The sequence below is a fragment of the Paenibacillus sp. H1-7 genome, assembly GCF_022354825.1.
Taxonomy (GTDB): Bacteria; Bacillota; Bacilli; order Paenibacillales; family NBRC-103111; genus Paenibacillus_S.
In genome coordinates, this window is sequence record NZ_CP031168.1 from 7737022 (window position 1) to 7758832 (window position 21811).

General features: G+C 53.5%; 17 protein-coding genes and 1 other annotated feature. Of the genes, 3 read left to right on the top strand and 14 right to left on the bottom strand.

Annotated elements, in window-relative coordinates; all coding sequences use genetic code 11:
* Nucleotides 1-89 precede the first annotated feature (89 nt).
* From groES to DVH26_RS34140, 9 genes are all read right to left on the bottom strand, one after another.
* Nucleotides 90-371 (bottom strand): co-chaperone GroES, encoded by a 282-nt coding sequence (gene groES / locus DVH26_RS34100; RefSeq protein WP_239630051.1) that lies wholly within the window; start codon nt 369-371, stop codon nt 90-92.
* 237 nt (nt 372-608) lie between these two features.
* Nucleotides 609-1364 carry a twin-arginine translocase subunit TatC gene (gene tatC, locus DVH26_RS34105; RefSeq protein ID WP_239630052.1) on the bottom strand — a complete coding sequence of 252 codons (756 nt, stop codon included), beginning with the start codon at nt 1362-1364 and terminating at the stop codon, nt 609-611.
* Nucleotides 1365-1421: 57 nt separating this feature from the next.
* Nucleotides 1422-1697 carry a Sec-independent protein translocase subunit TatA/TatB gene (locus tag DVH26_RS34110; RefSeq protein ID WP_239630053.1) on the bottom strand — a complete coding sequence of 92 codons (276 nt, stop codon included), beginning with the start codon at nt 1695-1697 and terminating at the stop codon, nt 1422-1424.
* Between the two features lie 91 nt (nt 1698-1788).
* Nucleotides 1789-2790 carry a molybdopterin-binding protein gene (locus tag DVH26_RS34115; RefSeq protein WP_239630054.1) on the bottom strand — a complete coding sequence of 334 codons (1002 nt, stop codon included), beginning with the start codon at nt 2788-2790 and terminating at the stop codon, nt 1789-1791.
* The gene (gene mog / locus DVH26_RS34120; RefSeq protein WP_239630055.1) at nt 2780-3280 is read right to left on the bottom strand and encodes a molybdopterin adenylyltransferase; all 501 of its coding nucleotides are present in this window, start codon (nt 3278-3280) and stop codon (nt 2780-2782) included. The genes DVH26_RS34115 and mog overlap by 11 nt, the downstream gene beginning before the upstream one ends.
* Nucleotides 3281-3321: 41 nt before the next feature.
* Complete coding sequence (gene moaC, locus DVH26_RS34125; protein WP_239630056.1) at nt 3322-3816, bottom strand: cyclic pyranopterin monophosphate synthase MoaC; 495 nt, start codon at nt 3814-3816, stop codon at nt 3322-3324.
* Complete coding sequence (locus DVH26_RS34130; RefSeq protein WP_239630057.1) at nt 3813-4451, bottom strand: 5-formyltetrahydrofolate cyclo-ligase; 639 nt, start codon at nt 4449-4451, stop codon at nt 3813-3815. Before DVH26_RS34130 ends, moaC begins: the two co-directional genes overlap by 4 nt.
* Nucleotides 4452-4598: 147 nt before the next feature.
* A complete protein-coding gene (locus DVH26_RS34135) occupies nt 4599-5363 on the bottom strand; it encodes an FkbM family methyltransferase (protein ID WP_239630058.1) in 765 nt (254 codons plus the stop codon).
* 104 nt (nt 5364-5467) lie between these two features.
* Complete coding sequence (locus DVH26_RS34140; RefSeq protein WP_239630059.1) at nt 5468-6232, bottom strand: endonuclease/exonuclease/phosphatase family protein; 765 nt, start codon at nt 6230-6232, stop codon at nt 5468-5470.
* 347 nt (nt 6233-6579) lie between these two features.
* On the opposite strand from DVH26_RS34140, the gene DVH26_RS34145 reads away from it, so the two are divergent.
* On the top strand, nt 6580-7716 hold the full coding sequence (locus DVH26_RS34145; RefSeq protein ID WP_239630060.1) for a hypothetical protein: 1137 nt from the start codon (nt 6580-6582) through the stop codon (nt 7714-7716).
* A gap of 96 nt (nt 7717-7812) precedes the next feature.
* Nucleotides 7813-8502, top strand: a complete 690-nt coding sequence (locus tag DVH26_RS34150) for a hypothetical protein (RefSeq protein WP_239630061.1) — start codon at nt 7813-7815, stop codon at nt 8500-8502.
* Nucleotides 8503-8551: 49 nt separating this feature from the next.
* On the opposite strand, the gene DVH26_RS34155 is transcribed toward DVH26_RS34150, so the two are convergent.
* Complete coding sequence (locus DVH26_RS34155) at nt 8552-11071, bottom strand: Ig-like domain-containing protein (protein WP_239630062.1); 2520 nt, start codon at nt 11069-11071, stop codon at nt 8552-8554.
* 616 nt (nt 11072-11687) lie between these two features.
* Between DVH26_RS34155 and DVH26_RS34160 the strand changes: the two genes are divergently transcribed.
* On the top strand, nt 11688-13643 hold the full coding sequence (locus tag DVH26_RS34160) for an ABC-F family ATP-binding cassette domain-containing protein (protein ID WP_239630063.1): 1956 nt from the start codon (nt 11688-11690) through the stop codon (nt 13641-13643).
* Between the two features lie 279 nt (nt 13644-13922).
* On the opposite strand, the gene DVH26_RS34165 is transcribed toward DVH26_RS34160, so the two are convergent.
* The 4 genes from DVH26_RS34165 to DVH26_RS34180 form a co-directional block, all read right to left on the bottom strand.
* Nucleotides 13923-16535 carry an alkaline phosphatase family protein gene (locus DVH26_RS34165; RefSeq protein WP_239630064.1) on the bottom strand — a complete coding sequence of 871 codons (2613 nt, stop codon included), beginning with the start codon at nt 16533-16535 and terminating at the stop codon, nt 13923-13925.
* 426 nt (nt 16536-16961) lie between these two features.
* Complete coding sequence (locus tag DVH26_RS34170) at nt 16962-17792, bottom strand: class I SAM-dependent methyltransferase (RefSeq protein ID WP_239630065.1); 831 nt, start codon at nt 17790-17792, stop codon at nt 16962-16964.
* Between the two features lie 98 nt (nt 17793-17890).
* Complete coding sequence (locus tag DVH26_RS34175; protein ID WP_239630066.1) at nt 17891-19489, bottom strand: 2-isopropylmalate synthase; 1599 nt, start codon at nt 19487-19489, stop codon at nt 17891-17893.
* Between the two features lie 467 nt (nt 19490-19956).
* Nucleotides 19957-20227: a binding site (T-box leader), on the bottom strand.
* A gap of 126 nt (nt 20228-20353) precedes the next feature.
* Nucleotides 20354-21748, bottom strand: a complete 1395-nt coding sequence (locus tag DVH26_RS34180) for an NCS2 family permease (protein ID WP_239630067.1) — start codon at nt 21746-21748, stop codon at nt 20354-20356.
* Between the last annotated feature and the right edge of the window lie 63 nt (nt 21749-21811).

Consider the following 21811-nt stretch of genomic DNA (forward strand, 5'->3'; position numbering starts at 1 on the left):
GGTCGTTCCATTATTTGCATCATAAGTAGAAGCTGCGCTTTATCATAAAGCGATAGCTATTAGGCTAACTTAAGTAAAGACCCTCTAAATTAGGCAAGAACGGCAAGAATGTCGCTTTCACGCATAATCAGAAGCTCGCGGCCATCAAATTTCACTTCAGTGCCAGCGTATTTGGAGAAAATGATGCGGTCTCCCTCTTTCACTTCAAGCGGAATACGCTCTCCGTCTTTCAGAACGCCGCTGCCAACTGCTACAACTTTACCTTCTTGCGGCTTTTCTTTAGCAGTGTCAGGCAGTACGATACCGCTTGCTGTGGTTTCCTCCTTAGCAATGGCTTCAATGACTACGCGATCACCCAACGGTTTGATCATGAGAAAATAGCCTCCTTTAGATTATGGTTGTTCGTATACTCTCTTTAGCACTCGTGGATGTTAAGTGCTAACAACACTTATTATGATAATCAGTTTGTGTGAATTTTGCAAGTGCTTTTTCGGATTTTACTGTTTTTTCACACCTACATCATTGTGTCCAACCCCAAATAATTTATACGGCAGCCAATATAAAGAAAAAGCCCGCCAAGCCGCAACAAAACGGTATAAGCAGACTTTTTATTTAGCGCCGAATTCTTCCTCCCACTCTTTATCCTTAAGCAGCTGCTTGCGGTACACGACCCCGGACAAGAACACGCTGATCTCGTACAAAATAATCATAGGAACCGATACGATGACCGCAGAAAGCATATCCGGCGGCGTAATCATGGAAGCGACTATAACCAGAATCAGATAGGCGTATCGCCGAATCTTAGCAAGCCTTTTCGGATTCAATATGCGCAGCTGCGTAAGAAACATAATGACAATCGGCAGCTCGAACAATAGGGAAATGGGGATCAGAATATTGAACATAAAGGAAAAATATTGCGCAATCCCGTACGTTTCCTGAAGCTGAAGCTTCTCGGAAATGCCGGATGTGAAGAGAAACGCCATTTTAAACACGACAAAATAGGCAAAAGCCAAACCGACCAAAAACAGAAGAAAAGCAAACGGCACGAATTTCAGCGAAGCTTTTTGTTCCTCTTCTCGTAGGCCTGGTTTTAAAAACGCCCAGATTTGGTACAAAGCAACAGGCAATGTGACAATCAGTCCCGTTATCAGAGCGAAGCTCATATACATCCGGATGGCGTCCCACGGGGAGAACACGTTCCAGCTGATGTCTTTGGCGGGTGGCACGCTTTTCAAATACGTAATGATCGGCTGTGCGGCAATGAGACCGATAACCATCCCGATGACCAGAACGATCAATACCCAAATAATCCGTTTGCGAAGCTCGCCCAGGTGCTCGACCAGCGACATTCCTTCATCATTCATGCATTCATTCACCAACCTGCTGTGAAGTAAAAATCTATCGGCAAAAGTTGCCGTATATTAATCAGGCAGTCTGCGGGAATCTGCAGGCGGCTTGTCTTGCTGTGCCGGTGCGGCCGCTACGGGCTCACTTACCTGAGTGACCGGAGGCGGCGTGACGTCCTTACGCGGCGGCTGCTGCGGCTCGGAATCATTTAGATCGCCCATCAGGTCGTTGGCGGTTTTTTTGAATTCGCGGATCGTTTTGCCAAGTGCCCGTCCGAGCTCCGGCAGCTTGTTCGGCCCGAACAAGACCAGTGCGACAATAGCGATCAGCAGCAAATGGGAAATACTCAATGCAGGACCTCCTTTATAACTATAACGCCCTAAGCTCAAACAAGCATTCTCACCTTAAGCAAATATTAATAGATGGATAGAATCGAGCAAACTAGCATCCCAGCATGCCGCCGTATCCCATTTCCGTAATATCTTCCCGTCGAATAGTCTCGCCTGCGCAGATTCGCGGCAGCAAGACGTCGAACGACGTATAAGGATCGTGCATGACGCAGCCGGGAAGCCCCATTACAGGCACTTCACCCAAATATCCGATCAAGAGCATCGAACCGGGAAGCATCGGCGTCCCATAGCTTACTATGCGCGCTCCGGCCTGCTTGATCGCTCCCGGGGTACGGTCGTCCGGATCGACGGACATCCCGCCGGTGACGAGGATTAAATCGACCTTCTGCTCTTCCAGAAAGCAGCGTATTTCCGTCACGATCGCATCGCTCTCGTCCGGAGTCAGCCTTTGCTCTATGACCTCCGAGCCAAGCGCAGCAACTTTCTCCCGTACGACAGGTCCGAACTTGTCCTGGATGCGCCCCTTGAACACCTCGCTGCCGGTCGTAATCATGCCAACACGAAGCTTACGGAACGGCTTCACTTCGACCAGCGGCTCGACAGCGAGTTGCTCTACGGAAGCAATCTTGGCTTCCTCCACGATTAAAGGAACGACCCTGGTACCGATGAGCGCTTGCCCCGGCTTCACTACCGTATTCGTCTTGATCGTGGACATGACGATTTGATCTATAGCATTCACCGCATCGACGAGCGGCTTGTTGATTTTGGCCAGCCCATGGATGGCGGACTTCAGCGTCACCTTGCCTTCATGCGGCTCCGTCAGCACGACATGGCCGCCCGCAGCCGCGCGCGCCATGCGCAAAGCCGCCTCATCCTCATGCAGCCAGCCCTCTTCCAGCGACATCGTATAGATGTGCTCCTTGCCGATGCTGAGCAGCGCAGGGATATCGCTTTCCTGAATCACGTGCCCTTTGCGGAACAGCCGGCCCTTGAATTGACCCGGAAGAATCTGCGTCAAATCATGAGCCAGCATCATGCCGATGGCATCCTCGACCTTCACTTCGCGCAGCATCGAGCTTCCGTCACGCTTCATACCCGTGGTCTCCTTCACGTCCGGTCAAAATGCCAAGCGCATGAGGCAGCTGATCCATAATGGCAGCCAAATTTTCCGATACGCCCTTAGGGCTGCCCGGCAGGTTAATGATCAGCGTCCGTCCGCGGATGCCCGATACGGCCCGGGACAGCATCGCACGCGGCGTTTTTTGCATCGAGATCATCCGCATCGCCTCCGCAAAGCCCGGCGCCTGACGATCGATCACGCCTAGCGTCGCTTCCGGCGTCACATCGCGGGGAGCCAGTCCGGTTCCGCCCGTTGTCAAGATAAGATCGACTTTGAAATAGTCGGTCATTTCAATCAGCGCGGCCATAATCTCGTCCTTCTCATCCGGTACGACGCGGTATTCGATAATTTCCCCGTTAATTTCCTCTTCGATCAGCTCCCGGATAACCTGGGCGCTCGTATCCTCACGCTCTCCCCGGGATCCTCGATCGCTTGCCGTTAAAATCGCCACTTTCCAACGCATAAGCTTACTCCTCTCCTTGGGCTTATTGTACAGCAAAGCAATTACAAATCGGTGTCGTTTCTGTGAAAATCTCCGCTTTTGCCCCCGGATTTGCTGACAAGCAGCGTAGGCCCGATCACCATGCCCTTTTCCGCCGCCTTGCACATGTCATATACGGTCAACGCCGCAGCGGATACCGCGGTTAAAGCCTCCATCTCGACGCCGGTCTGTCCTTTGGTCTTGACGGTCGCTTCTATGTATAGTTCGTCCACCCCGTTGTCCGAAAAACGGATATCTACACCGGTTAATGACAACGGATGACACATCGGAATCCAGTCCGACGTTTTTTTCGCCGCCATTATGGCAGCAACCTGCGATACGGCCAGCACATCGCCCTTGCCTATGCGGCCTTCCTTGATCAACGTGAGCGTAGTAGGCTGCATCGTAACCGTCGTCCGCGCCGCAGCCGTACGGCTTGTCTCCTGCTTGCCCGAAATATCGACCATGCGGGCCCGGCCCTGTTCGTTAAAATGAGTTAACGGCGTGTCGTTAGTCATCGATTCGCTCCCCCTGTCTTGGCGGCACGGATAGCTCTGCTCTCCGTAATAAGCTCGTCCAATCGAAAATCGAACAGGCCCATCGGCACTTCCTTAATCATTTGCATATCATAAGCGCCCGCAATAATATAAGGCTTGGTCCACCCTGCGCGGACATATTGCTGTATGAACCGGTCGTAAAAGCCTCCGCCGTAGCCGAGTCTTCCGAGCCGCAAGTCAAACGCGAGACCCGGAACCAGAATGACGTCAATCTTCTTCATATCATGAAATTGAGGAATATCGTCCTTCGGCTCGGGAATGTTCCATGCTCCCTTCTCCAAATCGTCATGCGATTGGATTTCGAACAGCTTCAGCTGCTTGGGCTCGTGCTGCACCTTCGGTACCAGCACACGGTAATTTTTCTTCCAGCATGCTTCCATAACGGGGGTTACATCAACTTCGGACTTGACTGGAACGTATGTAAATAAAGTGGGCTGGTGGCCCGCTCCGGCGCAGGAGTCCATCATCTCTCTGATTCTTTCCCATAATGCATGACTGATGTGCTTAGACTTCTCGCTGCGTACGGAAGGCTCCAGAGCGTTGCGCTCGGACTCCGCCTGCCGCCGAAGCTCAATTTTCCATTCTTTGATATTCATGTAACGGCCTCTCTTTGATGGGGTCGGTAACGTGAGGATATTGCTCCGCAACGAAAAAACATTATTTTCATTCAGTTTACAACAATTATCAGGTAAAAAAAAGCAAGGAAAGCAATGTCCCGCTTTCTTTTTCATAATTGTTACAAATTAGGGCTTTGGTTTCATAACGACATAGGGATATCCCGGTGCGGCGGCAAGCTCTTCTAGAGATACGGGTACAAGCCTTCCTTCCCTGTCGATCAGATGAAACGTGTAACCCACATTGTCGCGATATGAACGCAGCAGGTCAAAAAAAGGAGCCTCGTCGTCCTGAAGCGCCGTTCCGTTAAGCTCGAACACAATCGTTCCGATGCGCCGGCCATCAAGAAAAGACTTCATCCCGAGGAACGCGTGGTATTCGCCTCCCTCGATGTCGATTTTGAGCAAATCAATCGTAGGGAATAGGCCTGCATACCGGTCCAGCGCCTCCGTTTCTACGGAAACCGGAACCACGTCCTCTTTATAATGCTGAAAGTAGACGTCGGTATGCTTTTGAATGGAAGCGTTACCTTTATATTTCGCATTGGCGTAGAAAGTGATGACCGTATCGCACGAATAAACCGCCTTGGGAATGACGGTCGTCCGGTCATGCATATAGTTGATGGACAAGGAATCGTTCAAATAAGGGATGATGTCGGGGTTCGCCTCGTAGGCGACGACTTTGCCCGTTGGTCCGACAAGCAGCCCCAGCAGCACCGTAAAATAGCCCACATTCGCCCCCATGTCGACTACGGTTTGCCCATGCTTCACTTCATTAATAATAAAGCTCGTTAAGGGAAGCTCAAGCGCTCCTGTGAAGACCAGCTCCGGCATCACACTCAAATCATCGGCCGGTACAAGCAGTCTCCCGTTCCAGGACGTCGATATGAGCATTTTATTGCTTCCTATATATAATCCATGCATGGAGCGATCTTCCTTCCTTTGTTGAACGATCATATCCATATTATGCGGAAGGAGGGCCGCCCATGAACCGGAGCTTATGGGAATGAGATTTCATGCAAAACCGGGACATGATCGGATGCCCTTGTCGGCTCCGTCCATGCTCCAGTCGTCACAGAAGGATTCAAGCTTGTGAAAATATGATCGATCTCGCCGCCGCGGATCAAAGTCGAATGCAGCGGAGCTTGAAGCGAAACTTTATGAAGCACCGTTTCCAATTCCTTCATTAAAGGATCATTGGGCGCCGTATTTAGATCCCCCATCAAAACAACCGGAGCCGGGAGCGATTGTACGATCCGAATCAGCTCGGGCATTTGTCGTACCCGGTCTGCATTCGCAACGCCCAAGTGAGTCGTTACTATCGTGAGACGCTTTTGCTCTCCGTCCTGCAATTTCACCACTGCCTCAGCTGCCAGAACGGCGCGAGGCTCGCGAACTCCGGCCAACGGGTATATTTGAATGTTAATCAACGGGTACCGGCTTAATAATGCAATACCATACTCCGATAGCCCGTTGCGTAAAGCAGGAGCATAGGCATAGCTCATCCCGAGCTGCTTGGCCAACACTCTCGCCTGATCCTGGAGACCGCTCCGCCATTGGAACCGGTCCACCTCCTGCAGCGCTGCAAAATCGGCCTGGGCCTGCTGAATCTGATCGCGAATTGCAGACAGCCTGACTTGGCCGTCCAATCCTTTCGCATGGCGAATATTAAAGGTCATCAAGCAAAGCTTGCCTGAAGCCGGCAATATAGTAGAAGAAACAGGAACACGTACCGACGCATCAGCTCCCGGCCATACTGACAATAACAGAGCCACCGAGAGAAGTACGATTGCGCCCCATAAGGCCATTGCCCCTGCTGTGGCATGATTTTTAGGTGATAATGATGGCCGGGGTCTGAACTGAATCTGCATCGAGGTCTCCTCTTCTCCGGTTTCTTTATGCTTCCTTTTCTTTATGGACTACGACTAAGTTGAGCATACGATAAACAATTTTCTTTTGTATACAAGGGAACCATTGGTAAATTTCTTTCAGTACACTTTCAGCCGCCATTAATCTCCAATTAAGCTCCGCTTCACGGTTTTTTCATAATACGAGCCTATAATTCAAAGTGTAAGGAAAAACAAAATCATAAACGAAGGTGGAGAAGCCCATGAAAACAATCGGAAAAAAATTACTTACAGGTACGATCGCTGCAGGATTTTTGCTTGGAGGCGGATTGACCGCAGCACTGACTCAAGCGCAAGCCCAAGATACCGATACCAATGCAGCTCAAAATACAGAAGGCACCAGCACCAAACAGGATAGAGGAAATTTCTTCAAAAAAACGATGGAATTCCGTGAAGCAAAAGGAAGCAGCGTGGTGCAGCAAACAGCAACCATCCTTGGCGTAGAGCAGTCTGTCATTAAAGATGAGCTGAAGCAAGGCAAAACATTGGCCCAAATCGCTCAGGAAAAAGCAAGCTTAAGCGAAGCCGACTTCCTGGCTAAACTGACGGCTGCAGCGACGGCGGAGATCGATAAAGCGGTCACTGACGGCAAGCTGACTCAAGAGCAGGCGGACAAGCAGAAAGCGAACCTGTCGGATCGACTGACAAAAGAAATCTCCAACACGGGCAAAGGTGATTTTGGCGGCGATAAAGGCAGAGGCGATCTTGGTGGTGACAGAGGTAAAGGCGGACACTTCCCTGGCGGAAAAGGCCCGGAGAACGGACACGGCATCTTCGAGGAAGCGGCGACGGTTATCGGAGTGGAACAGAGCGTCATTCTCGATGAGTTGAAGCAAGGCAAGACGCTGGCTCAGATCGCTCAAGAGAAAGCAGGCTTAAGCCAAGAGGATCTGATTGCGAAATTAACGGCTGCGGAAACAGCTTCTATCGATGAAGCGGTAACAGCGGGCAAGCTGACTCAAGAAGAGGCCACTAAGAAAAAAGAAGGCATTGCTGACCGTGTGAAAAAAATGGTGGAAAACGGCATGAAATTCGGCCAATTTGACGGCTTTGGCAAACGCCCTATCGGATCCATGGCAAGTCCGGAAACGCTGGCTACCGTTATCGGAATTACAAAAGAACAATTGACTACCGAGCTGCAAGCAGGCAAATCGCTCGTTGAAATTGCCCAAGCGAACGGCATTACCGAAGATCAGCTGATCAGCAAGCTGAAGGACAGCATGACCGACACGATCAAGCAGTTCGTTGAAAGCAAAGGCAGCTTCCACTTTAAAGAAAAAGCAGCCGCTTCCACGAACGCAGCCAAGGAAACTTCCTCCAGCACCAGCGCAGCTGAATAATCCGCTTGCCGATTACAGCACAACCATTACTAAGAGAGCTGCCTATACCGGCAGCTCTCGTTTATACATAACGACAAGAACAGGGTGAATATCGAGATGAACTATAATCGGCTATTGGGAACCCTTGCCCTCACCGCGCTGATTGCCAGCGGCTGCGGCACACAGGCAAAGGATCAGGCGACGGCAGCCGCCTCAGCTTCCGGCTCGGCTAGCACTAGCGCTAGTACGGACGCTAGCGCATCGTCGTCCCAGCAAGAGAAGCAGGATAAACAGCAGAAACAGACCGTCAATTCGCAGCAGCGCCAAATGATGATGACATTCCAAACACTCGTTCGCATGGATAAACAAGAAGGATTGGCCATCACGAAGGAACAAGCTCAGCAAATGCTTCCCGTCGTGCAGGAGAGCGTAACCAAGGGTGAGCTTACTACGGATAACCAGACCAAGCTTGTCGAGAAGCTGACCGCGGAGCAGAAGAAATTTCTCGATGAGGCCGCAGCCCAAAGACCCGGCAAGCAAGGGGAAGCCGACGGTACGGCCATGCCGGCTCCAACCGATGAGCAGAAGCAAAAAATGGAGGAAGCCCGACAAAAGCGGAATCAACAGAAATCCGAATCAGCCGCCACCGATTCCAATCAGGTTGGAAACCAGAATCTGAACAATAAAGAGAATCCGCCGAAGAATGGGGATCGTCCCGGCGCAGGTGCAGGTGCAGGCGCAGGTATGGACCGCGGCAAAGCCATGTCCGACCAGCTGGTAGAGCTGCTGCAATCGAAGCTGAAATGAGAAAACCTCCAATCCCGCTGAACAAGCGGTTTTGGAGGTTTCCTTTCTATTAGCTGACTACAACGACAACGGTAGTCTTCTTTTTGGCGTAAGTTACGGTCACTGTTGCTTTCCCTTTGCCGGTTGCTTTGATGATGCCGTCCTTCACATCCACAACGCGGATGTTGGTTGATGTCCACAACGATGGAATCGTTACATCCTCTTCCGACAAGTCATCGAATGTAGCGGTAGCTTTTACCTCCGCCGTTTCTCCCTGCTTCAGCTGCAGCGTCACGACATCGGTCTTCAAATATTTCAGCTTGTCGATCTCTACCGGAATGCCTACGCTCTTGCCTCCGAACGAAGCCGAAATCGTTGCATTGCCGGCAGATACTCCGGTTACCAATCCTTCGGCTACGTCGGCAATTTTATAATTGCTCGATTTCCATTGGGCGCTGGAGCTGACATCCTTCTTGCTTCCGTCCGACAGCGTAGCCGTCAAGACGATTTGAACGGAAGAGCCGGACTTCGTCGTAATAAACCGCCGGTCTACATCCAATTGCTGAACAACTCCGATCTCGACCGAGATCGAAACCGATTTGCCGCCGTATTTGGCTGTAATCGTCACTTTGCCGCGTGCGACTGGAGTCACTACGCCTTTATCTACGGTAGCGATAGCGGCATTGCTCGAAGTCCACTCCGCATCGCCCGTTACGTCTCTTGGAGTGCCGCTGGCGTCCGTTGCGTTCAGAGTAATCGTCTTCGTTTCGCCCAAGTCGAAGTTGAGGAACGTCGGAGATGCCGACAGCTTGTCCGCCATATCGACCTGAACGGTAAACGTAATCGTTTTGCTGGAGAAGGACGCGGTAATCGTCGCTTCGCCGGAAGCAACGCCTGTCACTATCCCTGCATCAACCGTTGCGACTTTCGAGTTGGAGCTGGTCCATTCCGCATCCTTGCCGGCATTTTTGTCCTCGGTACCGTCGGTGTATGTTGCCGTCAAGTCCAGCGTCACTTTGTCTCCTTTTTGCAAGGAAAGATTCGTTTGGGTGCTGGAGGTCAGGCTTTTCAGTACGCCTACCGAAACTTGAATCGTCGTCGTTCTCGTTCCGTATTTGGCCGTGATGGTTGCCGTACCGGTACCTACCCCGGTAATCGTGCCTTTGCTTACACCCGCAATATCCGGAGCGCTGGAAGTCCATTCCGCCAGCTCGGTAACATCTACCGTTTTATCCTTGTAAATCGCGTTCAACGTAAGCTTCTCATAGCTTCCAAGCTGGAAGCTTATTTTGCTCTCGTTAGGCTTGATCATGATCGGAATGTCCACCGAAACCTTGATCGTGACGCTTTTCTCGCCATAGGTAGCCGTGATCGTAGCTTCACCCGCTTTATGGGCGATCACCTTGCCGCTTACAACCGAGGCAACGGCTTCGTTATCACTCGACCACTTGGCCTGGCTTGTCACTTCCTCGTTCTTTCCGTCGGCAAAAGTAGCTCTAACCTCCAAAGCTTCCTCTTCGCCCGACTTCATGTCGAGGGAATCTTTATTGGGTTCGAGTCTTCTCGGCACATCGACATCAACGACGACCGTTACGGACTTCTGGCCGTATTTCGCCGTGATTGTCGCTTCACCCGTTGCTATCGCGAACAGCTTGCCCTTCACTACGCTGACGACGGCATCATTGCTCGAAGACCATTCCGCCCGGTCGTTAATCACTTCCGTATTGCCTTCGGCATACGTCGCCTTCAGCTCCAGCTGCTCGGATTCGTTCTTCTTCAATAGAACTGTTTCCTTGCCGAGCGACAGCTTGATCGCATTATCTACATCGACTTTAATCGTCGTTGATTTCGTTCCATAGGTAGCCGTGATGTTGGCTTGACCCGGTCCGTATCCGGTAATCGTTCCTTTCAATACGTCCGCAACCTCCGGGTTATCGGACTCCCAATCGGCGATAGCCGAAACCTCTTCCTTCGTTCCGTCCGGATACGTCGCGAACAGCTTGACCTGCTCACCTTCCGGATTGATAAGCAGGGACAGCTTCGATTTTTCTGCATCGACGCGTTTGACGATCTCGATACTAACCGGAATCGATACGGTTTGGTTGTTATATTTGGCCGTAATGACCGCCGTACCGGAGCTTTGTCCCGTCACTTTACCGTTGACGACCGTCGCCACCTGGCCGTTGTCGATGTTCCACTCCGCTTTGGTCGTTACATCCTCGGAAGTACCGTCGTCATAATAAGCGGTCAGCGTAACCTGATCTTCCTTGCCTTTGCGCAAATCGATCGTTTGCTTATCCTTGATCAAAGACCGTACACGCTTCGTTACCGTCACGTTGACTATGACCGTTTTCCCCAGGTAGGTTGCCGTAATGACGGCCTTCCCTTCCTTCTTCGCCGTTACGGCTCCCGCATATACGGAGGCGATGTCAGCCGCACCGGAGTTCCAATCGGTTTTAACCGTTACGTTCTCTGTCGATCCTGTATCAAAAACAGCCGTCGCCGTCAGCGATACGGTACTGCCTACTTCCAACGTAAGCTCATTTTTATTGAGGACCAGGCTGGAAATCTCCGCCGCCATCGCAGTCATAGCGCCAAAACTGCTTGAAACCAACGTCAAAATAAGTAACCATACCAACAACTTTGATGCCCGTAAACCCATTGTTTCATCTCCCTAGTCTTTTTTCTCTCCGCATCAGAACCGTTGAAAGCCTTTGTCTAGAGGTGGACGGAATCGTACTTTTCTTATATCGACAAATTCAGTCAAAAAGTTTAGTTTTTCAACCTGAAAATTCGCTGAAATTCCTGTCTTTTCCTAGCGGCAGCCCGATCGCCTCTGCACTAGAAACCGGCAGCCGCCCGTCAACATGTGGATAACGCAGCCTGTGGATATGTTGATATGAGGAAGCAAATCTATGCACAATCCTGATTTTTCGCCTGTTAATTTGTGTATAAACCTGTGTATAATGTAGTTCAAGAGACTGGTTTGATACACTCCGTCCCAAAGCACGGATGTTTCATCTGCTGCCGGGTTCTTATATGGAAACCAATGACTCAGGCTGAAAAGTCGGCCGGAACATGGTACACTAGCTATACCAACATGCTGAGCAAAATAGATTGTCGAACTCCGGGTCGGCAACCATGAAAATATTGACGAATCATCGTCGGCTATTATGAATGCGTAAATTATTAGGAGGCTTTTATTCATGCTGCTGCAAGTATCGGGAATTACAAAAAGCTACGGCATCAACACCGTGCTTTCCAATATATCGCTGCAAATCGAACCGAGGGAACGCATCGGCCTCGTCGGGGTGAACGGCGCAGGCAAATCGACTTTGCTGCAAATTATCGCCGGGGAGATGTCCTACGATTCGGGGGATATTTTCAAAGCGAAGGAAACGAAGGTCGGCTATTTAAAACAAAACAGCGGCCTGAACTCGGACAAATCGATCTGGGAGGAACTGCGCAGCGTCTTCGATCATCTGCATGAAGCGGAGAAGGAGCTCCGCAAGCTGGAAGCCATGATGTCCGATCCGGCCGTACTGGCTAACGAAAAGCAAACCGAGGACACGATGAAGCGCTACGCCTCGCTGTCCGAATGGTTCAAGGAGCAGGGCGGCTACGAGGCGGATGCCCGTATCCGCGGCATATTGCACGGGATGGGCTTCGGCGATTTCGCGCCGGACACCGTCATCAACACGTTGAGCGGAGGCCAAAAGACGCGTCTCGCCTTGGCCAAAATGCTGCTGCAGGCTCCCGATTTGCTGCTTCTGGACGAGCCGACGAACCATCTCGACATTCAGACTCTTACGTGGCTCGAGGGCTATTTGCGCTCGTACTCCGGGGCTATTCTGGTCGTGTCCCATGACCGGTATTTTTTGGACGCGCTCGTCAATGCCATTTACGAAATCGAACGGACGACATCCAAGCGCTATACGGGCAATTACACCCGTTATGTCGAGATCAAGCAGGCCGATTACGAAATCCAGCTGAAGCAGTTCGAAAAGCAGCAGGAGGAAATCGCCAAGATGGAGGAGTTCGTCCAGCGCAACATCGTCCGCGCTTCCACGACCAAGCGGGCGCAAAGCCGCCGCAAGGCGCTGGAGAAGATGGACCGTCTGGATAAGCCGATGGGCGAATTGAAACGGGCGAGCTTCGCGTTCGAGGTGGAGCAGCCGTCCGGCAAGGAAGTGCTGCAGGTAAGCGGCGTGTCCGTATCGTACGATAGCAGCAAGCCGCTATTGAAGGACGTGTCCTTCCAGCTGCGCCGGGGAGATACGGCCGCCCTGATCGGGCCGAACGGGATCGGCAAATCGACGCTGCTGAAGACGCTGATCGGAGATCAGCAGCCGGACAAAGGCGACATCCGCTGGGGAGCCAACGTCCGGATCGGCTACTACGATCAGGAGCAAAAGGGACTGAATCCGAACAATACCGTCTTGGGCGAAGTATGGGATGCGTTCCCGAACCTGGAGGAAGCAAGGATTCGTACCGTTCTGGGGAGCTTCTTGTTCAGCGGCGAGGACGTGTTCAAAAAAGTATCGTCCTTGAGCGGCGGCGAGAAAGCCCGCGTCTCTCTCGCCAAGCTGATGCTGGAGAAGGCCAACGTCCTTATTCTCGACGAGCCTACCAACCATCTGGACCTGTTCAGCAAGGAAGTGCTGGAGTCGGCCCTGATCGACTATGAGGGCACGCTGCTGTTTATTTCCCATGACCGGTACTTTTTGAACAAGATGGCCGAGCAGATGCTAGAGCTGTCCGGCGATGGAGTCACTCCTTATTTGGGCAACTATGACGACTATGTGGAAAAGAAGCAGGAGCTCGCGGAGATGGAGCAGCAGCGGCTGGCCATGGAAGCCGCCAAAAGCAAGAGCGGCGGAGGTGCGACAGCGAGCAAAGCCGCGGCAGCGCAAGCTCCGGAGAGCGGCTACGAGGCCAATAAGCAGGCGAAGCGCGATGAACGGACGAAGCAGCGCAAGCTCGAGCAGCTGGAGCAGACGATAGCCAAGCTCGAAGAGGAGATCGCCTCCATCGAGGAGGAGCTAGCCCTGCCGGAAGTGTACAACGACTATGTGCTGGTACAGCAGAAGAACGAAGCGATCGAACAGAAAAAAGCCCAGCTGGCGGACTGCTACGAGCAGTGGGAGCAGCTGGCGGAGTAAAAGATGGAAGGCGCCTGACGGGATGTCGGGCGCCTTTTCACATGCCGGGAAGTCCGATGGACTTTTCGGCTTTTTTATTTGGAGGGGCGTATTAGGCAGCACGCCCCATCGGCATTGAGTATGTGCTGCATTGGGATTTCCCAGCAGCACGGCTCTTGCAGATGGAGCGAGCTTGTGGTGATATCTGCAGCAAGCTCGCTCCAGGGATTTTGGTGATAACGGAGTCGTAATCACCGTCCACTTGCTGGGATGCCTGATCGGCTGACTGACCAAAGACGATCAGGCGCCCTCCAGCTTGAGCAGCAGCAGAGGCACGCTGCTGTAAATGATCATCGTCCCGGCCGCGACGATGCCCGAGTCATTGAGCAGGAGCGCGGCGATTGCTCCGATCACATTGGCTGCGCATCCGTACATAATGTACGGGTAGCGCCTTTGCCACCGGCGAAACAGCCCGCGCGGCCGGAGCACCAGCACGGCCATAACAACCATGCTGGTGAGCAGCACCTTGCTCCAGGCCGAGACGCCGATCAGGTGCCAATTCATCTGCAGCTTGCGCACGATGATGGCCCAGATGATGTCGAGGCGACCCTGGAGCAGCGTATCGAATGCGCGGCCGATATGGCTCTGGCCGCCGCCTGTTGTGGCTGCGCTTGGATTCAGCAGCCACAGGAGCACGAGCGCTGCACCGAGCAGCAGCGCGAGGGCGGGCGCCGTGCGCAGCCAGCGGCGCCCGCTAGCCAGGCGCGCACCAAGCGCGCCGAAGCCCACCGCCGCGGACAGCGCTCCGCCGGCGTTGGTGCCAAGCGCGGGCGCCGCGAGGTAGCCCGCGACGGCGGCGCCGACGGCCGCGGCGGGCCAAGCGCGCCAGACGGCCGCCGCTCGCGCCGCCAAGCGGCTCCGGCGCCGGGTGCCCGGCGCTGCGGCATGCGCGGCGACGGCGCTCGCTATCGGGCCGCGGGCACGCAGCCACGGCGCAAGCGTGCCTGCGCCCGTGAGCCGCCAGGCGGCGCGGCCGCTTGGCTGCGGCTCCGGCGCGCCGTGCAGCAGCGCGGGCGTATGGCTGCCGCTGCCGGGCACGGCGGCTGCCGCCGGCTGTTGCGCCTCGGCCGTCTGCGCAGGCGGGAGGCCTGCCCCGCCGTCGCTAGCGGCAGCGCTGCGGCTCTGGCGGCGGGCGGCCAGCACCGCCTGCTGCAGCGCCGTAAGGCCGAGCAGCGCGGCGCCGAGCAGCACGCCCATGCATTCGTTGCCCATGCCGTAGTAACGGGCCCCGATCATCGGGTCGTAGCCCAGCACGGAGCGCTGCATCGCTTTGGCGCCGTGCATGCCGTCATAGAGCAGCAGCAGCGTCACCAAGCTGCCGCTTCCAGCCAAGCAGGCTGCGAATCCGCCCGGCTTCCTCGAATACACGGCGCAGCCTGCGCTTAAAGCCGCCACTGCTCCCAATGCAACAGCCGCTGTCCAGCCCGAAGGCTCTCCAGGCAGCCACCCCATCGACAGCAGCCCGGCTGGCGCCAGCAGCAAGGAGAATAGCAGCGCTTTACCAACTGCCGCTGTCCTTTGCCCAATCCGCTCCCCTGCAAACATGGCAACGATCAGAACAAGAAGCATAACCGCAACTTCATATATAGCCAGCCCGTACAGCAAAGGGGGCCGCAGAGCATAAATTTGCCGCATCTCGCGCACCTGGCTCAGGAGTGTTTCCAATCCTGCACCCTCTTGCTCTGCTTGAATCGGCAGCCCGATCATCTCCTCCGATCCAGGAAGTCCGAACCGTCCCAACAGCGTAGGGGCAATATCTACTAACGAAACGATTCCTTGCCGTCTTGTCGTAGCCGAGGTCAGCAGGCCCTCGTTTTGCTCCGTACCTTTTGAGGGAACGATCAGCAGTGGCCCCAGATAAGCTTTTTGCTTCACCGCATCCGCGTGAACTTGAGGACTGAACATCCACAGCTCGGAGTGGTCTCCCGGCGTGCCTGAATCCATGGTACGAACGATTTGGCCGATGAATCGATCCATTTCAGCGAGTACGCTTCGTTTGGCAATGGCAAACGCCTCGTCCGAGTAGTACGATTTTTCATCGTAAAGCCGTTGAAAATCACCGAGCTCCATCAAAGTAACCGATGGAGATGGCTGTTCAAGCCAGCGCTTCAGCAGCCACGGATAATTCGTTCTCCAGCCTGCCGGACCCAAAGGATCGCGGAGCAAGCCCGCACCGCTTACATCCCCGGATGGTACCGTGCTTGATCCGTCCATCAGCATGAGCGGAGCGTACCGGCGATGCATGTTCCTCGCCTCTTTCTCCGGCATAGTTCCCGGTTTGGCCGCTCCGGCCCGATCTGCATTCCCCCAGACGCTAAGCCTGATTCCTGCCGCCCGGAGCTTCTCTCCAAGCAGACCCGGCTGCGCCTTATAGTAGTTGGATGCATTTTGTCTGCGCATCGCTTCCGCTTCCTTCACAACGATAGCGCTGTCCGTTTCATGACCGCCGTACCGCCTATATCGTTGCCCCGCGGGTTCTCCCTGAACGCGCTCCTCGCGCTGCATGCCTTGCACACCCGGGCTCCCTTCGGCAAAATGCCCGGCGCCTAAAGACAAATACACATCCTCGAGTCCACGGCCCGGCGTCCGGATATTCATCGAGCCCCAAGCTCCCCGCCGGCCAAGGCCGGTCAACACAGGCATAGCCGCCGCATCGGGCTGTTCCAGCTCCAAGAAGGAAAAGCCGGGTATAGACAAAAGCAGCAATTTAGCGGGATCCGGCCCTATCGCTTTGCCGCTTGGTACGGAAGACTCTGAAAGCTGCTGCAACTCCGCGGCTAGACCGCTGAACGGAACCATGCACATACCCATCAGCAGAGCTAATGCAGCGCAGCGACGATATCGAGCAATCATACGGGATGTTCTCCTTACATTTCATAATGTGAACGTTACAGGAAGGTCATTAATTATGACGAGCTGCTTTGAGCTACTTTCCCCCATAATTCTCCTGTTTATCCATCCTGTGCATAGACGGGGTTCCCATACGCTTATCCACATGGTTATCAACAAAGAAAAGTCGATAAATAACTAGAAAAATCGCCGTTTTGCCGCTCATCCACAGATTTGTCCACATTATCCACAGAAAACACCGATTTGGATTATCCACCTGCCCCCTGTCGAATGAGGCAGTTTTTTTGCCCATTTACAGCCTCTTTACAAACTTATGCACATTATACACAAAGGCTGTGGATAACTATATCCACAGCCTTTGTCTTCTTCACTTTAGAAGCCCTATTATCCGCCATTCGTTGTATGGACATAAGTAGCGCAATCCGAGGTTTAACTACCTCCAACAACCTTCACGCCAATGTACAAAATATGCGGCGAAACGCCCAGCAAATACGGATTGTCCGCCGTCTCCTTCAACAGCTCGAAAAGGGTCTCCATCTCCGCTTCTCCCCGGCTTCGCCAGTAGCTCCATTGATCCGGCTGCAGCAGGGATGCGATGTTCGAGCTGCCGATCATTTTCACCATGGCGAACCCATACTTGCTCATAAAAGGCTGGATGTCTTCCACCCGCGTATAATACGCCCCGGTAAACCGTCCCTCATCGCTATGGTCAAAAGCGCCGGATTCCATAAACGCCGCGATTTGCTCCGCGCTGTCATTAGGCTTCCACTGACGAGGATGCAGCAGCGAGGAGATCAAATGCCTCGTTCGCGGCATAAAAGCGACGAATACGACGCCTCCCGGCTTCGTCACCCGGTAGAGCTCCTTGACCGCCTTCGCCCGATCCTCCTCAGCCTGCAGATGATACATAGGTCCGAGCATCAGGGAAGCGGCGAACCGATCCCTCTCGAGACAGCTCAGATCCATCGCATCGGCAGAATGGAATCCGTCGAACTGTCCCTCCAGGCCCAGCTCCTTGGCTTTACTCTGTGCCATGTTTACAAGCTTGGGGGTGATATCCGTTACCGTAACCCGGTAGCCGCTTGCGGCCAGCTTCATCGAATATTTGCCCGGTCCAGCCCCATTGTCCAGGACGGGTCCCGCTTCGGGCTTAGGCAGATAAGCCTTCATGAAATGCCAGTTGATCATCATTTCAACAGGCTCCCGATCAAGCCTTCCCCACTCGTCAAACGATTCGTAATACTTTACGATGGCGCTCATGGTCGACTCCCCCTAATACCATAGGTTATTGCCGGCAAATCAACGATGCGGACATTTTCACACGGTCACATTCGCAGAAAGCCCTACTTTCTTGCTCCTTACCCTGCGGAAACCGCTCCTTGCACTTGTCTGTTTGCGACATGCTCGCGAACCGCCTGGTTACACGCAGCCATGAACGCCTGAGCGACCGCCATCAGCACATCGCGATGGATCGATACGCCTCGGTACGTATTCTCAGCAGCACTTACCGTTACGATCGCTTCCCCGTTCGCTTCCTCGCCGGAAGATAACGAGTACAGCTCCAAATCGGCAAAATCGACTTCGATCGGCAGCATCTGCTTGATCCCTGCAACCAGCGCCTCTACCGGGCCTTCGCCGGTTCCCGATGTGACGATTTCCTCACCGGTTACATTGTCCTTGATGGTGCAGGAAGCCATCCGGTGACCGGTCGTTCCCGTCAATACTTGAGCTTGAACCAGCGTGTACGGCTCCAGCACCGTATTCACCGTATGTCCGACCAGCTCCATCAACTGATGATCCTGAACCACCTTTTGCGCATCAGCCAATTGCTTGAATTTGATGTACAACGTCTCCATTTGTTCGTCGGTCAGCTGGACTCCGTACTGGCTTACACGGTGCTTGATCGCATGGCGGCCGGAATGCTTGCCCAAAATGATCATGCTGCGCGGAACGCCCAACCGGTCGGGATCCATGATCTCGTAGGTGCTGCGATTTTTCAGCAAGCCGTCCTGATGAATGCCCGCCTCATGCTGGAACGCATTGCGTCCGACGATCGGCTTGTTGAACGCGATAGGGAAGCTCATGGCGCGGCTTACTTTTTGCGATACCTCGTAAATGTGCTCCGTACGGATCCCCGTCTCGGCACCCAACGCTTCCTTGCGCGTCTCTACCGCCATCACCAGCTCCTCCAGCGAGCAATTGCCGGCTCTCTCGCCTACGCCGTTCACCGTCACCTCTACCTGCGTTACCCCTGCACGGATCGCCGCCAAGCTGTTGGCTACGGCAAGGCCCAAATCGTTATGGCAGTGAGCGCTGAACTCGACTTTGTCGCTGCCGCGAACGTTGTTCATAACGCGGGTGAACATAGCGCCGTACTCCTCCGGAAGCGCGTAGCCGACCGTGTCCGGAATATTGATGATTGTCGCTCCTTCCTGAATGACTGCTTCAATCATTTCGAACAAGAACTCATCTCCGGTTCTCGTCGCATCCATCGGAGAAAACTCGACACGGTCCACAAACTGCTTCGCATAAGCGACCATCGAACGGGCGATGTGAATGACCTGCTCTCTCGACTTGCGCAGCTGGAAGTCCAAATGAATGTTCGACGACGACAGGAACATGTGCAATCTGCGGCGCTCCGCCGCTTCGGTAGCTCGAACCGCGGCATCGATATCCTCTTTGACCGCTCGGCCGAAGCCGCATATTTCCACCCCCTGGATTTCACGGGAAATTTGCTGTACCGCCATGAAATCGCCGGGGCTCGAAATCGGGAAGCCGGGCTCGATCACATCGACACCCAAACGGGCCAATTGCTTTGCAATGACGATTTTTTGCTCTGGGTGCAAGGAAGCTCCCGGCGCTTGCTCGCCGTCTCTCAAGGTCGTATCGAAAATACGGATTCGTCTCACAGCTTTATTCGTTTCTTTCGCGGATGGGTTTTGGTTGTTCGTTGTCATGGGTAATTCCTCCTCAAAAATGAATGGTTGCTTGGCTGCTTCGTGCATCAATCTCTTATTCGTTTGCTTGTTGTCCTACGCCCTGCGGTGAATACAAAAAGACCCGCCGTCTCCTTGTAAGAGACGACAGGCCTTAGGCTGCCGCGGTACCACTCTCGTTGACTCCTCTGTTCGGGGAGTCCACCTCGCTCGCAATCCGGTAAGGGAGCTTGCACTCCCTTGCCCGGTTCATTGCGCCCCCTGTCACGTGGGGCTAATCCGTCAAAGCTTACTTGCCAGCTGCGCTGGGTTCCGCCTTGCCGCTCCCGGGCGAGCTTCTGGCTCCGTTGACTGCGTCGCACCGACCCGCAGCTCTCTGATCATCCGGATCACCCTACTGTTCCCGTTCCAAGCGTTTGATCTATGGAATTGTTCATCTCGTTAATGTTTGATTGTCTTAATAACCAAAAAAGGCCTGCCGTCTCCTTATAAGAGACGACAGACCTTGTCTATCGCGGTACCACTCTTGTTGACCCCGGCTTGCAGCCGAAAGTCCGCCTTAGTGTGCCTGGGCGTTCAAATCGCCGGCACTGCCTGATCACGGGGGCAATCCGTCGTAGCCTACTTTCCGATGCAGCGCTACATCGTTTCGGCTCCGCCGCTCCCGGGCGAGCTTCGTTGGCTTCTCCGACTGCGTTGCACCACCCGCAGCTCTCTGTACAGATCCGGCCGACTACTGTTCCCGTTCTTCGCGTTTTTGATATTGTTTGCAATTATAGTATGTCATTTTCCAATTGTCAATGCGTGATTTTTCAAAATATTTTACAAACATGAAAAAAGCCCCGGTGTCCCTGATCAGGAACATCGAGGCTAGTACATTAAAGATTATTCTCCGCCAAGCATCGTATAGCGGAATATAATTAGCACCGCAAGCACCCACATCAGCCAATGCACCTTGTGGTCATTGCGGCCGCCCCAACGGGATACCGTAGCCAAAATGACATACGTCACGATACCGAAAGAAATACCGTTAGCGATATTGTAAGTGAACGGCATCATTACGATAACCAGAAATGCAGGAATCGCAACAACCAGGTCTTGGAAGTCGATTTCCTTAACGGACTGCATCATCAGCACGCCGACAACAATCAAAGCCGCCGCGGTTGCGGAGCCGGGAATCAATGCGGCAATCGGAGCCAGGAACAGGGCAAGCAGGAAACATACGCCCGTAGTCACTGCAGTCAAGCCTGTACGGCCGCCTTGCGCCACGCCTGCAGCACTTTCGATGTAAGCCGTAACCGTGCTTGTACCAACCAATGCGCCGCCGCTCACCGCGACTGCATCGACCATCATAGCTTTACCGACTTTTTTGTTGCCTTCTTCTTTATTTTTCATAAACCCGGCACGGTTGGCCGTACCAACGAGCGTACCGAAGGTGTCAAACAATTCCACGAAGGTAAACGTTAAAATGACCGTAATGATACCGGTGTTCAGCAAGCCCTTGAAGTCAAACTCGGCAAAGGCCAGCTTGGTCAAATCAGGGACCCAAGTCGTTTTCGCATCGGTCAATGTCGCGAAATTCACCTGTCCCATGAGCATACCGATGACCGTCGTCAGCAAAATGCCGTACAAAATCGCGCCGCGTACTTTAAGTACCATCAATACCGAGATCAGGATAAGACCGATAATACAAAGCACGACGTTCGGGTCCTTCAGGCTACCCAGATGAATGACCGTCTCGAACGAAAGCAAATCCGTATACTGGTGTGCTTTGACGTCTTTGGTCGTTTCAGCGGCAATGGTCATCAGACCGCTGTTTTTCAAGCCGACGATCGTAATGAACAAGCCGATCCCCACGGTAATTGCATGCTTTAAGCTGTCTGGAACCGCAACCAGCAGCATTTGCCGCACTTTCGTTACGGTCAAGATGATGAAAATAATCCCGGAAATAAAAACAGCCGCTAATCCCATTTGATACGTAAACGTGCCTTGAGAAGCCAAAATCACCGTTGCGAAGTAAGCGTTCAAGCCCATTCCCGGAGCGAGAGCAACCGGAAAGTTGACGAACAAGCCCATAGCAATCGTCATAACGCCGGCAGCGATGGCGGTAGCCAAGAAGACAGCCGTCCAGTCCATGCCTGTTGCGCCAGAGCCAAAGTTGCTGAGAATGTTCGGATTTACGGCAAGAATATACGCCATCGTCATAAACGTGGTCAAGCCCGCCATGATTTCCGTGCGCACGTTGGTGCCGTTTTCCTTCAGCTTAAAAAATCGATCCATTCCCCAAATCCCTCCATTGGTTTTTGGAACAACGAAAAAATCCGGCTTTGATCACAGATCAAA